Genomic DNA, 13,143 nt, shown 5'->3' with positions numbered 1-13,143 from the left:
CGCCATCGGAAATCCGGCCGAGCTTCTTCGCCTTCAAATATCTGGTGCAACGCGGCTACGACATGATCCCGGTGAACCCCGGCCATGTCGGCAAGAGCCTGATGGGCCGCCCGTTCGTCGCCTCGCTGGCCGATATCGGCCGTCCGCTCGACATGGTCGACATTTTCCGGAGCTCGCAGCACATCATGCCCGTGGTCGACGAGGCGCTGAAGCTGCAGCCCTTGCCGAAGGTGATCTGGATGCAGCTCGGCGCGCGCGACGATGCCGCGGCCGAAAAGGCCGAGGCCGCCGGGATGAAGGTGGTCATGAACCGCTGCCCCAAGATCGAATACGGCCGGCTGTCGTCGGAGATCTCTTGGATGGGCGTCAACTCCCGCACCATCAGCGCCAAGCGCGCGCCGATCCCGACGCAGGGCATGCGATTGTCTCTCAACCGCACCAGCGTCGGCGGCGGCACGACCGCGGCCGCCGATCGCGCCGCGAAGGACAGAAGCGATCCGACCTGACGCATCTGCGAAAGGAACGTGTCGCGGTCCTGGCGCGACACAGCAACGCATTTCAAATCCCTCTGATCGTCGCCGCTGGCCTTGACGCCCTCACGGGCGCTGGCAAATGTCCTCCGCCGGGATGACGAGGGAGCCGCGACGAGCGCGCGATCGACACCGTCTTCCCTCATCGATCCCCGTGCCGGCTGGCGCCGCCGCACGAGGAAACAAGCCCACGAGGAAACACATGACCGAACGTGCCCCCGGATTTTCCACCCTCGCCATTCACGCCGGCGCCCAGCCCGACCCGACCACCGGCGCCCGGGCGACGCCGATCTATCAGACCACGTCGTTCGTGTTCAACGACGCCGACCACGCCGCCTCTCTGTTCGGCCTGCAGGCGTTCGGCAACATCTACACCCGCATCGGCAACCCGACCAACGCCGTGCTGGAAGAGCGCGTCGCCGCGCTCGAAGGCGGCACCGCCGCGCTCGCGGTCGCCTCGGGCCATGCCGCTCAGGTCGTGGCCTTGCAGCAGCTCTTGTCCCCCGGCGACGAGTTCATTGCCGCGCGAAAACTCTATGGCGGCTCGATCAACCAGTTCACGCATTCGTTCAAGAGCTTCGGCTGGAACGTGGTGTGGGCCGACACCGACGACGTCGCGAGTTTCGAGGCCGCGGTCTCTCCGCGCACCAAGGCGATCTTCATCGAGTCCATCGCCAATCCCGGCGGCACCATCACCGATATCGAGGCGATCGCGCAGGTCGCGCGGAAGGCAGGCGTGCCCTTGATCGTCGACAATACCTTGGCCTCGCCCTATCTGATCCGCCCGATCGATCACGGCGCCGACATCGTGCTGCACTCGCTGACGAAGTTTCTCGGCGGCCACGGCAACTCGATCGGCGGCATCATCGTTGACGCCGGCACCTTCGACTGGGCCGGCAGCGGCGACAAATATCCGATGCTGACGCAGCCGCGTCCCGAATATCACGGCATCCGCATTCACGAGACGTTCGGCAATTTCGCGTTCGCGATCGCCTGCCGCGTGCTCGGCCTGCGCGATCTGGGTCCGGCACTGTCGCCGTTCAACGCGTTCCTGATCCTCACGGGCATCGAGACGCTGCCGTTGCGCGTGCAGAAGCACAGCGACAATGCCAAGGCGGTCGCCGAATATCTCAGCAAGCATCCGGCGGTCGCCTCCGTCAGCTATGCCGGCCTGCCCGAGGACAAGTATCACGCGCTCGCCCGCAAATATTCGCCGAAGGGCGCGGGCGCCGTGTTCACCTTCTCGCTGAAGGGCGGCTATGACGCCGGCGTCAAGCTGGTGTCGAACCTGAAGCTGTTCTCACATCTCGCCAATGTCGGCGACACCCGCTCGCTGGTGATCCACCCGGCCTCGACCACGCACAGCCAGCTCGACGATGCCGCCAAGATCAAGGCCGGCGCCGGCCCCGACATCGTCCGCATCTCCGTCGGCATCGAGGACAAGGAAGACCTGATCGCCGACCTCGAGCAGGCCCTGAGCGCGTAAGACACGCTCAGTCGAGGCACACACCGCAAGCGTCCGTCACCGGCGCTTGCGGCCGTCCTTCGAGACGCCCGCCATCGGCGGGCTCCTCAGGACGAGGTCTGAGTTAGCGGCGGCGCTCAAAATCACCAGGACTTTCGACCGAGCCCTCTCCTGAGCATCCCGCTCGTCGTCGACCCTGCCGCACCGGCCTTGGTGTGGCCCCTCATGGTGAGGAGCGCCTCTTGGCGCGTCTCGAACCATGAGGCCCCCGCTCCCGCGGCGTCCACCATCAAGGCGCCCCCGGCTGCTGTCGGACGCGAGCCCCGCGCAAAAACAAAGAGAGCGCGGCCGGCCCCCTGGGCTTCCGCGCTCTCCTTCGTCCCACGGTCGGGCCGTTGCCGGCTTCTCGGACCGCGCCCTCGTTAACTCGTCCTGGTCATGTCATCAGGTGCAGCACGCTCTCCTGAGCCTCGCCTGCGAGCGCGAGGCCCGAGACTGCGATGCGCCGGCGCAACCAGCGCGCCTGGCGGCAGACCGTATCCTCGTCGATCGCAAGAGCTGGATGGGTCGTTTCGGTCCGTGACAGGAGCCGGTGGCGTGCAGAGGCCGACATCACGATGACCGACATGCTCGAACCCTTCTGGTCTGAGACTCTGCCAAAATGCGGCAGAGATTTCCCCTCGAACGCAGGCTTGAGCCCCTCGCCCGGCCGGCCTTCAAAATCGCCGGCGAGCGGAACCTTGCACCACCAGAACTTAACAAAAGCTGAAAATGCCCGTCCTTCTACGGAGGATTGCAGCCGGGTTCCGCCGCGAGAAAGTTTTCATTAACCATACCCGGCCCATCCTGCCGCCCATGGAATCGCGGCGCGCGCCTGATCCGGCCGCGGCAGGAACCGGCATCGAATGGCCGCGTCGCGCACGATCTGTCAGAAGGCAAGGAGAGCAGGATGCGTCTATTGGTCATCATGATGCTGCTGGCGGCCACCGCGGCGAACGGCGTCGTGCTCGCGGCCGACCTGCCCGCGCTCCACGACAAGGTCATCCGCTACAAGGCCCGCCGCGCCGCCAAGGCTCCGCCTCCGGCCGTCGTCCTCGTCAAGGACCAGGATTCGCTGATCTCCCCGATGCTGCCCTCGACCCCGCTTCTGCTCGGCCGCCAGGAGTTGCCCGGCTACTACGGCCGCGCCTTCTCCTACGACTATCAGGGCCCGTATTACGGCGGCGACGGCTATACCAGCTACATGTTCCGCCTGCCCTATGCATGCGGCGTGACGGGCTATTGCTGAGCAGAGGCTTGGCGAGTTTGCCAGCCGACCCGTCAGAATCAGGCGAGCGCTCACCACCGGCTGTTGCGTTTTTCTTGTTCGGCGAACGCTAGGGCCCGCTCTCTCCCTGGAGCCTCGCCGGCGCCCTCTCATCCCCGGGGGCTCATGATGAGCATCAATCCTGCGCATCACGCGCCGCGGGATCGCGCCTGCGCATGCGCGCGCGGTGGCGTCCGCCCGTCGCTGTCTGACACCTGTTCAGTTCGTGCTTCGACGACAACGCGCGACCGCGCCGCCGCCGCGCGTGACGTGCCACGTCACGCCTTGCGCACGGTGCCGAGGAAGCCCTCCACCGCCACGCGAAAACGGTCGGCATCGGTGGACATGCGGCGCACCGAATCGACCATCGCAGCGCCGGCATTGCCGGTCTGGCGGTTCAGCGCGGCGACCGAGCCGATCGTGTCGGTGACGGCGCGGGTGCCCTGGGCGGCCTGCTGGAAGTTGCGCGAGATCTCGGTGGTGGCGGCGCGCTGCTGCTCGACGGCGGCGGCGATCGCCGTCATCTTCTCGTCGATGCCCGAGATGTTGTGGCTGATGGCGCGGATCGCCTCGACCGACTCGCCGGTGGCGGCCTGGATCTCGGCGATCTGCCGGGTGATGTCGTCGGTCGCGGTCGCGGTCTGCGCCGCGAGGTTCTTGACCTCGCCGGCGACCACGGCGAAGCCGCGTCCCGCCTCGCCCGCGCGCGCCGCCTCGATGGTGGCGTTGAGCGCCAGAAGGTTGGTCTGGCTGGCGATCGCGGTGATCATCTTGACCACCTCGCCGATGCGGTTGGCAGCGCGGTCGAGCATCTCGACGGTGGCGTTGGTCTGCGCCGCGCGCTCAACCGCCTGACGCGCATCCGCCGCGGAGGCCTGCACCTGCGCGGCGATCTCCGAGACCGAAGCCGTGAGCTCCTCGGTGGCGGCGGCGATGGTCTCGAGGTTGGTCGTCGCCGTCTCGGCGGCGCTCGCGACCGCCGCAGTCTGCTCGGTCGACTCGTCGACCAGCTTGCGCACGTCGGTGGCGCTGTGATCGAGCTGGCCGGTCGAGTTGCTCATGCTGACGATCACCGCCTGCACGGTGTCGTCGAAGCTCCGGCAGGCGCTGTCGATCGCCTGCGAGCGCTCCAGCCGGCGGCCCTGGTCGAGTTCGCGTTCGCTGGAGAGCCGCTCGGCGGTGGCGGCGCTCTCGCGCAGGCCTTCGAGGGCGGCGGCCATCGCGCCGAACTCGTCGGCATGGGCGAATTGCGGCACGGGGGTCTGGTAGTCGCGCTGGCCGATGCGCTGGATCGCCTGCATCAGCGCCGCCACCGGGCGCACCAGGCGGACGCGCACGGCGCGCAGCGCGAGGCCGGCGATGACGAGCGCGGTGATGAAGCCGATCGACTGCACGATCAGGCTGGTCAGTGCCGCGGTCCTGATCGCCTCGGCGCGCGCGATCGAGGCGTCGAGCGCGGTCATGCCGATGGCGATGATGCCGTTGAACGGGCCCTGGCAGAACGCGTTCCACTCCGGCGCGGGCATCACAGGCTTGCCGCTGCCGTCGAGGCTCTTGGTCAACTGGTCCATGCGCTGATGCGCGGCCTCGACCTCGGCGCGCGAGGTCTTGACGACGGAGGCCAGCTCGGCGCTACCGGCGCCCGCCAGCAGGTCCTCGAGGCCGGACCAGCCGGCCGCCACGGTGCCGCGCCATTGCGCGACCGATGCCTTCTGGGCGTCGTCGAGCGGCTTGGAGCTGTTGATGTTGGGACGCAGCGCCGAGCATTGCAGGCCGTAGCGGTCGCGGATCTGCCAGGCGAGGCGGCGGGCCTGCACCATCTTGGCGATGGTCGGGTCGGTCATCCAGGCGCGATTGGAGACCGCGAGCGAGGCGGCGTTGGCGGCATCCAGCGTCCTGGTCATCGCGTCGTACCAGCCTTGCGTGCGCCCGAGCACGCGCTCGGCCTTCGGTTTGGCAGCCTCGTCGAACAGCAGCTTGAACTGCGGCACGGTCGCCTCCCAGCTGCTCTTCAGTCTGGAGACGAGTTCGTCGCGCTCGGGCATGTCGACGCCGGCGAGCGCGGCGGCGATGCCGTCATGGCCCTTGGACTCGACGCCCTGGTATTCGGTGAGCCTGGGGCGCGGATCGTCCTCGCTGAGCAGCGCGCTCTGCGCGTCGCCGCGGCGGGCGCGCATCACCAGGACGTTCTGGAAGATCGCCTTGTCGCCGGCCGTGAGCTGCTCGGTCGCCACGCTCTCGCGATAGCGGCCCGCGGCGCCGCTCATCAGGATCGCCGTGGACACCAGGATGCCCGCCGCCAGGACCGACAGGAGCACCAACAGGAGAGTACTGACCGACTTCCTCATCACGCAATTCCCCACATCTCAGAATGGAAGAATGACGCATTTGCACAAATTCTTCCTTAACCATGCGCCGCCACATGGATCAGCCGAGGTCATCAGTTGCCGAACAGCCCTGCCCCATCGCTGCAAAAACCGCGCAGGCCGCGCCGAGCGGGACGCTGGCGCGCCATGCGGCGCAAAACGGCCAAGCTCGCGCAGCGGGGGGCGAGCTGGCTGCGGCGCAAGGCGGGCGCGGCGCCGCGCTGGCTAAAGCTCGGAACCGGCGCCGTGCTGGCGCTGGGCGTGTTTGCGCTGGCCAATCTGGCCTACCACGTGGCGCGCAAGCCGACCGAGCTGTTCGTCGTCGCCGGTCATTCGCTCGACAAGGAGCCGGACGAGACCTGGCGACAGTATGGCGCGCTGTTTCGCGACAGCGCGACGCGCGCGATCCCGCCCGAACTGCTGGCCGCGTTGGCGCAGACGGAGAGCTCGGGCAATCCGGTGGCGCGCACCTATTGGCGCTGGCGCTTCGCCTGGAACCCGTTCGCGGTCTATCAGCCCGCCTCCAGCGCGGTCGGCCTGTTCCAGATGACCGACGGCGCCTTCGCTGATGCCTCTGGCTTCTGCCTCCGCGACCACGAGGTGACGAGCGACGGCTGCGGCTCGCCGAGCCTGTATGTCCGCGCCTGGCCGGCGCATGCCGTGGCCCTCACGGCGATCTCGCTCGACCGCCAGGTCACCGCCGTCTTGGCACGGCATCCGGCCGCAAAGCCGACGGCGCAACAGCGGCAGGACCTCGCCGCCGTGATCCATCTGTGCGGCGCCGGTCCCGCCGCAGGCTTCATGCGCCGCGGCTTCAAGCCTGAGGATGGCGAGCGTTGCGGCGACCATTCGGTCGCGCTCTATCTCGCCAAGGTCAATGCGATGAAGCGCACCTTTCGGAAGCTGGCGGAGCGCCCCGATTGACGCGCGTCGCTGCGCAGGAGGGAGGATGCGCCCCGCAGGCGTCAGAGCAGCGTGGCCATGCCATCCAGCGCCGCGGCCCCGCGCAGCGCCTGCGTGGCGTGGTGGCGGGCGCGCCCCGTCAGCTCGCCGAGCTGAAAACCGCCGAGCGCGCGCAGCCGGGCACTCGCCGGCGTATCGTCGCGCAGGGCTGCGAGCCGCGCCGCCGACCAGGCCAGCGCCGTGTCGATAGCGAGGTGGAGGAAACCGGTCGCGCCGGCCTCACCATCGCGAGGCCTGTCGCGCATCGCGCCGAGCTGATCGGCGGTCGTCTCCAGCAGCTCGATGATCCCGGTGGCCGCTGCGGCGTCGCGCCCCTCCAGCACGGCGACGTCGGCCCGCGCCCGCGCCAGGAACACGCGCAGCCCCGCGCCGCCGTCCTTCCACAGCCGGCGATGCAGCAGGTCGAGCCCCTGCATCCCGGTCGTGCCCTCGAAGATCGGCAGCACGCGGGAGTCGCGCAGCAGCTGCTCGACCGGCCAGTCCGTGGTGTAGCCGGCGCCGCCGAGCACCTGGATCGCGCCGTCGGCTGTGGTGAAGGCGAGCTCGCCGCCGAGCGTCTTGACGATCGGCAGCAGCCATTGCGCCAGCGCGGCGCTGTCGCGGCGCGCAGCGTCATCGGTCTCGACGCGCGCGAGATCGGCCTCGACCGCCGCGGCATAGATCAGCGCTCGGGCGCATTCGACGTCCGCCTGCATCGCCAGCAGCATGCGCTGCACGTCGGCATGCTCGATGATCGGCAGCGGCTGCGGCCCGGCGCCGCCCTGCAGGCGCTGCCGCGCATAACCGAGCGCGACGTCGGCGGCCGCGGAGGCAATGCCCAGGCCCATCGCGCCGACCGCCATCCGCATGTTGGTGATCATCACGAACATCTGCGCCAGCCCGCGGCCCTCCTCGCCGAGCAGATAGCCGGTGGCGTCCTCGAAACCCATCGCGCAGGTCGGCGACAGATGCAGGCCGAGCTTGTGCTCGAGCTTGCGCACGACGACGCCGTTGGCGGCGTCGTCGATGCGATCGGGCACCAGGAACAGCGACAATCCCTTGGACGGTCCCGCGGCACCCTCGGCACGCGCCAGCAGGCAGTGCACGATGCGGCCGGTGAGGTCATGGCCGCCGAACGAGATCCATTGCTTCTCGCCGGTGATTGACCAGCGGCCGTCGCCGCGCGGGACGGCCTTGGTCCGGATGCGGCTCGCGTCCGAGCCGGCGCCGACCTCGGAAATGCAGATCGTAGCGCCCCACTCGCCCGCGATCAGCTTCGGCAGCCATTGCGACCGAATCTCAGCATCGGTGGTCCAGGCCTCGATCAGCCGCACCGCCGAGCGCATTGGCACGGGCAGCATGCCGAAGGCGGCACAGTGACGGTCGAACACCTCCTGCACGGCCACGGCGACCACCAGCGGCAGCCCCTGCCCGCCGAGCGGCTCGGGCAGATCGAGCGCAATCCAACCGCCCTCGGCATAGTCTCGCCAGACCTCGCGATGCAGGTCGGAAGTCACGACCGCGCCGTCCACGAGCTGCGGCGCCAAACTGTCGGATTGCGCATTGAGCGCTTCGAGCCGGTCGGCCGCGAAGGCCGCCGCGGAGTCCAGGATCGCCGCGATGGTCTCGTCGCTGGCTTCGGCAAAGCCCGCCGACAGGTCTCGCAGCCGGACCAGGCCAGACAGCGCGCCGAGCTGGGCCCGCAGGCTGGCGCAGTCGAGCGGCGGAATGCTGGCGCGGGACATGATGTGTCACTCCGGACGGACGGGAATCGGCTGCGCTTGGCGCGCCGCGGGCAGTTCTCCATACCGGCTGGAACTTGGGTCGTCACGTCCGCCAGAGCGTGTCGCGTGGCGACCCGAACAGCTATGCCGCACGGCCGGTTCCGCGTTAAGCACGTCACGGGCGCAGCTGTGCGCAAGCCCGGCACGTTAAGACATTGTCAACGAACAGCCGCGCATTTTCGGGGTCCCATTAGTGTAGGAGTCACCATGTCAGAGATCGGCATTCCCGGCGCGCGCCTCCGGTCCTTCATCGAGCGGATCGAGCACCTCGATGGCGAATTGGCGGAGCTGAACGAGCAGAAGAAGGAAGTGTTCGCCGAGGCCAAGGGCGAGGGCTTCGACGTCAAGATCCTGAAGGAGATCATCAAGCTGCGGAAGCAGGACCAGGACGAGCGCGACGAGCACGAGACGCTGCTCGACACCTACCTGCGGGCGATCGAAGCGGCCGAGACCGATCAGGGATCGAAGGCCCCCGAGCGCAAGGCGGCGTGAGGACGGCGCGACGACTTTTTTCAGCCGATACCGGCGGCGCGCGGCTCATGTCGACTGCGCGCTGCCATTATCCCGGGTTTTCCCTTGCCCGGTTCCATCCGAGCCTCTAACGCTGCCGCACGCTTTCCGCAGCGACCGAGGATGAGATGACCGACGCGACGACCTGCCCGCAATGCCGCTCCGAGCACGCCTATCAGGACGGCGCGCTGTGGGTCTGTCCGGAATGCGGTCACGAATGGAGCGGCGACGCCGCGATTGCCGCAGCCAGCGCTGCCGACACCAGCATCCGCGATGCCAACGGCAACGTGCTTGCCGACGGCGACAGCGTGATCGTCATCAAGGACCTCAAGGTCAAGGGCTCGTCGTCCACGGTGAAAGGCGGCACCAAGGTTCGCAACATCCGCCTGCAGGAAGCGAGCGACGGCCACAACATCGCCTGCAAGATCGACGGCATCGGCCAGATGAACCTCAAGTCGGAGTTCGTACGCAAGGCCTGAGATCCGAGCCTCTCCCGGAACATTCGCGACACCGCGGCGTTCGCAACAACAACGGGAGGATGGCCATGCTGACGGACGACCAGATCGCGACGCTTTCGGACATCGGCCAGGCGATCGCCTTTTCGCCCGACCGGCAGGACCAGATCGACGGCCTGATTCGTGAGGGCTACGTCGCCAAGGATGGCGACATCTTTGAGCTGACAGCGAAAGGCCAGAAGGTGCTGACCGATCGCGGCGCCGGTCTCAACGAAGCCTGAGCTCCACGCGCTGTAGGCGCGGATCAGATCCGGATCAGACGAACCCTAGTCCCCCATGGGTCGGCCGTTTCGAAACCGTTCGAGAGCGCCGTCACCACCGCCCCCGCCTGACGCAGCCGCGCCTCTTGAGCCGCGAGAACGTCCTCGCTCTTCACCTCGAATGAGAACCACGACAGGCCTGTGGTCGCCTCGTCGCGGCGCCCCGCGCCGGCGCTGCGCCATGTGTTGGCGCCGATGTGATGGTGATAGCGCCCGGAGGAGAGGAATGCGGCACGATCGATGGTCCGCGTCGGATTGAGTCCGATGAGCCCGGCGTAGAAGCGGCTCGCCTCGCCGAGATCGCCCACCTTCAGATGCACGTGGCCGATGCGGAGCCCGTCCGGCGCAGCAGCGTAGTTGGTGGTGCGCGTATCGGTCAGCGCGACCAGATCGTCGACATCGAGCTGCTCGGTGCCCATCGTGACCGAGCCTTCACGCCACTGCCAGAGCTCCGGCGCGCGGTCGGCATAGACTTCGACGCCATTGCCCTCGGGATCGTCGAGGTAGACGGCCTCGCTGACGTTGTGATCGGCGAAGCCCGTCAGCGGCGTCCGGTTGCGCGCCACATGCACCAGCCAGCGGGCCAGATCCTTGCGGGTCGGCATCAGGAACGCGGTATGGAACAGCCCGGCCGCGCGGGGCGATTCACGGCTCGCATCGGGCCGCGCCTGCAGCTCGATCAGCGGCACGCCGGCGGCCCCGAGCTGAACAGTCGTCTCCGTCCGCTGCAACAGCGACAGGCCGATGACGTCGCGGTAGAAGGCGGCGACCTTATCGGGATCGTTCACGCGCAAGGTCATCATGCCGATCCGAATCGGCGTCCGGCTCGCGAATGTCGGGCCGGCGGCAGTGCTCTCGCCACCGCCCTCGGCGCGCGCCGCCGCCATGGCGGCCATCATCATGGAAGAAGCGCCGGCCAGCTTGAGCAGCGCGCGGCGGGTTGGATCGGCAGTCATGAAGTCCCCCAGACAATCCCCGTTTTCCTACGGATCGCCTTGGGATCGCGCAAGCCGGCCGCCGGAGAGAGGCGTCACGTGCGCGTGAACCACCACCTGGTGCCGGGCATGACGACCGCATTCGGAATTCAGCATATCGGAAAGCGGTATCGGAGCTTTCATCGCGATCGATCGAACGCTGCAGGACTGCGCAGGTGTTGCCGCATGTTTGACACCTCCAAACTGGATCTCGTCACGGACGAGTGGGGTACGATGCGCCGACAACCCAAACCGCGTCCTCATCAGCAGCAACGAGCGATGATCTCGGCGTGGGCTGCGTGACATCAGCAGCGAATCCGTCACTGTTCTGTAGCGAGACGGTAACACCCGTACCAATCCCTTCCGTAGCGGCACGACCTGGATTCATGATTTGGCATGAACTCTGCTTTCTCGATCCTCACCGGGTCCCACTCTTTGGAGGCAGAATCAACGTGCTCGTCACTCTCGTCGCACTACTTTGCAATGGCCAGCTCTGCATGGAGAAGGTTGTTACCAACAGCGAGATGTCCGGCATCACGATGACATCCTGCGCGATCAACGCGCAGATCGGAATCGCGGACTGGATGTCCAAGGGTCCGTATCACGAGTGGCGTCTGCAGAGTTACAAGTGTGTCGCCGGTAACTACGTGCCGAAGACTCACGCCTGATCCGCGTCCGCTTTGGCCGACTGGCGCCCGGATCGACGGGCCCGGCGGCCGGGCCGCGGGCGGACGCGACGCTGTCGAATGTTCGACGCACGGCGCGTCGCGTTCAGCACAGACGTTCCCGTAAACCGGCCATTTGCATGCAAACGAGCCCCGAAATTGCGTTTCGGCCGGCGATTCCGGGCTGGCCCGCTTCATGCAGCATCCCTGCGGCAAGGAGGGATGCGTCATGCCATTCTACAGCTTCCACTGCGCAACCTGCGCCGCAGACATCGAGCTGCTGATCGGGATTTCGGAAAAGCCGGTCTGCCCGGCCTGCGGCGGCCGCAAGCTGACCCGCCTGCCGTCGTTGCCGGCACCGCCCGCGCGCAGCCCCGGCCTGATCAAGGCAGCCCGCGCCCAGGCGGCGCGCGAAGGCCATCTCAGCAACTTCAGCCGCGCGGAGCGAAAGAAGCGCTGACGACGGCCAGCGCTTCCGCAGGCGGCCGCGTCAATCCGACGTGATCTGGACCTCGGGCACGTCGTCCTCGGGATCGTCGATATCGAGACCGTCCTCCTCGTCGAGGTCAATGCCGGACAGGCAGACGTCGCCGTCGTCGATCACGAGCTTGATCGGTGCCAATGCCCGGCCCTGACAGGGCCCGATGAAGCACTGCCCGGTGTCGAGATCGAAACGCGCGCCGTGCTGGCCGCAGACCAGGAAGTTGCCTTCCTCGTCCATGAACTCGCCGGGACGCTGGTCGAGACGGGCGCCCTGGTGCGGACAGGCATTCTCGAAGCCATAGAAATTGTTGCCCTTGCGTGTGACCAGAATCGGCCAGGGCTTGGCGCTGCCATCGGCATCGCGCCGCTGCAGGACGAACCCGCGCGCCGTGCCGTCGTCCACCTCGAAGGTCGCGCAGATCGCAAACAGCGTGTCCATCACCTGTCTCCCCTCGCCTCGTCTGGCCGACCTGACAAGCTCGGGCGAAGCCGATGCGAATTTCAAGGCCGGGACGATGGCGATGTGGCGCATCCGCGACATTGCGGATGGCCTCGAAGGGGCGCAGCAAGGGACATGCCAGCCACGCGATGAGGCGCGGTCCGGGGATGTCAGGCCAGCGGCATTCCGAGCCGGCCGAGGCCAGGAAACTTCAAGGCCGGCCGCCGCAGATCAAGGCCGAGCACGCCACCCAGCACGTTCAACTCCACCCCTTCAATCCAGCCGACGGTCAGGCCGAGATAGCCGCCGAGCGACAGGAACACGCCGGTTCCGGAGGCCGTGCGTCCCCACCAGCCGTCATAGGGAAAGTCCTTGCCGATCGCGGTCGGCGGCAGCACGGCGTTGAGTTCGGGCACGGCATTCAGCGCCGCCTGCACGAAAGTGTTCGAGTTCGGCCCTGGCCAGGCATTGTAGTCGCCATAGGCGCGGAAACGATAGGTCTCGATCACGCTGCGGATCTTCGGGATCACCCGTTCGGCGTCCTCGCCGTCGACGGCCAGCACGGTTTCGGGCAACGCCCCGAACCAGCGTCCGTCCGGAGCGAAGCCGTCGACCCGGATCGGCTCACCCCAGGCCGTGTAGTCGTAGCGGGTGTAACGGGGCGCGGCCTTCTCCTTCACCACGATCCAGCTATGGACGGCGAAGATCCCGCGCCAGCGGACGGTCCGCGCAGCGAACACGCGGACGACGGCAGCTTGATGGCTCGCCGGCGAAGGCAGCAGTCCGGCGCTCGAACGATCCGCCGTCTGCCAGTTGCCGCGACGATCGCTGCGCAGATAGTTCGCCGCGGAGAGCGAGAGAGGAGCAATGAGGAGCAGGAGAAAGACGAGCACGAGCTTTTTCA

Annotated in this window: 15 protein-coding genes; 9 read left to right on the top strand and 6 right to left on the bottom strand. The window is 67.5% G+C overall.

Annotated elements, in window-relative coordinates:
• Together BRAS3809_RS27040 and BRAS3809_RS27035 are read left to right on the top strand one after the other, a co-directional pair.
• On the top strand, positions 1-506 hold a 506-nt coding region (locus BRAS3809_RS27040; RefSeq protein ID WP_035658895.1), incomplete at its 5' end, for a CoA-binding protein.
• A gap of 226 nt (positions 507-732) precedes the next feature.
• Positions 733-2,016: an O-acetylhomoserine aminocarboxypropyltransferase gene (locus tag BRAS3809_RS27035; protein ID WP_008965188.1), complete on the top strand. Its 1,284-nt coding sequence runs from the start codon at positions 733-735 to the stop codon at positions 2,014-2,016.
• Between the two features lie 415 nt (positions 2,017-2,431).
• On the opposite strand, the gene BRAS3809_RS27030 is transcribed toward BRAS3809_RS27035, so the two are convergent.
• Entirely contained in the window at positions 2,432-2,623 is a 192-nt protein-coding gene (locus tag BRAS3809_RS27030; RefSeq protein WP_008965187.1) for a hypothetical protein, read from the bottom strand.
• A gap of 321 nt (positions 2,624-2,944) precedes the next feature.
• On the opposite strand from BRAS3809_RS27030, the gene BRAS3809_RS27025 reads away from it, so the two are divergent.
• Positions 2,945-3,283 (top strand): hypothetical protein, encoded by a 339-nt coding sequence (locus BRAS3809_RS27025; RefSeq protein ID WP_008965186.1) that lies wholly within the window; start codon positions 2,945-2,947, stop codon positions 3,281-3,283.
• A gap of 296 nt (positions 3,284-3,579) precedes the next feature.
• Here BRAS3809_RS27025 and BRAS3809_RS27020 read toward each other — a convergent pair whose 3' ends face one another.
• Positions 3,580-5,649, bottom strand: a complete 2,070-nt coding sequence (locus BRAS3809_RS27020; RefSeq protein WP_008965185.1) for a methyl-accepting chemotaxis protein — start codon at positions 5,647-5,649, stop codon at positions 3,580-3,582.
• A gap of 165 nt (positions 5,650-5,814) precedes the next feature.
• On the opposite strand from BRAS3809_RS27020, the gene BRAS3809_RS27015 reads away from it, so the two are divergent.
• Positions 5,815-6,591, top strand: coding sequence for a transglycosylase SLT domain-containing protein (locus tag BRAS3809_RS27015; protein ID WP_008965184.1), 777 nt, complete (start codon positions 5,815-5,817; stop codon positions 6,589-6,591).
• 41 nt (positions 6,592-6,632) lie between these two features.
• Here BRAS3809_RS27015 and BRAS3809_RS27010 read toward each other — a convergent pair whose 3' ends face one another.
• Positions 6,633-8,354 (bottom strand): acyl-CoA dehydrogenase family protein, encoded by a 1,722-nt coding sequence (locus BRAS3809_RS27010; RefSeq protein ID WP_008965183.1) that lies wholly within the window; start codon positions 8,352-8,354, stop codon positions 6,633-6,635.
• Positions 8,355-8,600: 246 nt separating this feature from the next.
• Here BRAS3809_RS27010 and BRAS3809_RS27005 point away from each other — a divergent pair, with 246 nt between their 5' ends.
• From BRAS3809_RS27005 to BRAS3809_RS26995, 3 genes are all read left to right on the top strand, one after another.
• The gene (locus BRAS3809_RS27005) at positions 8,601-8,885 is read left to right on the top strand and encodes a DUF2312 domain-containing protein (protein ID WP_008965182.1); all 285 of its coding nucleotides are present in this window, start codon (positions 8,601-8,603) and stop codon (positions 8,883-8,885) included.
• Between the two features lie 146 nt (positions 8,886-9,031).
• On the top strand, positions 9,032-9,382 hold the full coding sequence (locus BRAS3809_RS27000; RefSeq protein WP_008965181.1) for a zinc ribbon domain-containing protein YjdM: 351 nt from the start codon (positions 9,032-9,034) through the stop codon (positions 9,380-9,382).
• A gap of 65 nt (positions 9,383-9,447) precedes the next feature.
• Entirely contained in the window at positions 9,448-9,639 is a 192-nt protein-coding gene (locus tag BRAS3809_RS26995) for a hypothetical protein (RefSeq protein WP_008965180.1), read from the top strand.
• A 23-nt stretch (positions 9,640-9,662) separates the two neighbouring features.
• Here the strand turns inward: BRAS3809_RS26995 and BRAS3809_RS26990 are convergent, their stop codons facing one another.
• On the bottom strand, positions 9,663-10,634 hold the full coding sequence (locus tag BRAS3809_RS26990) for a VOC family protein (RefSeq protein WP_008965179.1): 972 nt from the start codon (positions 10,632-10,634) through the stop codon (positions 9,663-9,665).
• A 515-nt stretch (positions 10,635-11,149) separates the two neighbouring features.
• Between BRAS3809_RS26990 and BRAS3809_RS26985 the strand changes: the two genes are divergently transcribed.
• The gene (locus BRAS3809_RS26985; RefSeq protein WP_240535777.1) at positions 11,150-11,320 is read left to right on the top strand and encodes a hypothetical protein; all 171 of its coding nucleotides are present in this window, start codon (positions 11,150-11,152) and stop codon (positions 11,318-11,320) included.
• A 226-nt stretch (positions 11,321-11,546) separates the two neighbouring features.
• A complete protein-coding gene (locus tag BRAS3809_RS26980; RefSeq protein WP_008965177.1) occupies positions 11,547-11,777 on the top strand; it encodes an FmdB family zinc ribbon protein in 231 nt (76 codons plus the stop codon).
• A gap of 30 nt (positions 11,778-11,807) precedes the next feature.
• Here the strand turns inward: BRAS3809_RS26980 and BRAS3809_RS26975 are convergent, their stop codons facing one another.
• Positions 11,808-12,239, bottom strand: a complete 432-nt coding sequence (locus tag BRAS3809_RS26975; RefSeq protein WP_035658899.1) for a Rieske (2Fe-2S) protein — start codon at positions 12,237-12,239, stop codon at positions 11,808-11,810.
• A gap of 170 nt (positions 12,240-12,409) precedes the next feature.
• Complete coding sequence (locus tag BRAS3809_RS26970; RefSeq protein ID WP_035658897.1) at positions 12,410-13,132, bottom strand: DUF3750 domain-containing protein; 723 nt, start codon at positions 13,130-13,132, stop codon at positions 12,410-12,412.
• Between the last annotated feature and the right edge of the window lie 11 nt (positions 13,133-13,143).

Origin of the sequence: Bradyrhizobium sp. STM 3809 (genome assembly GCF_000239795.1) — a bacterium.
Taxonomy (GTDB): domain Bacteria; phylum Pseudomonadota; class Alphaproteobacteria; order Rhizobiales; family Xanthobacteraceae; genus Bradyrhizobium.
This window is presented reverse-complemented; position numbering and strand designations above follow the sequence as displayed.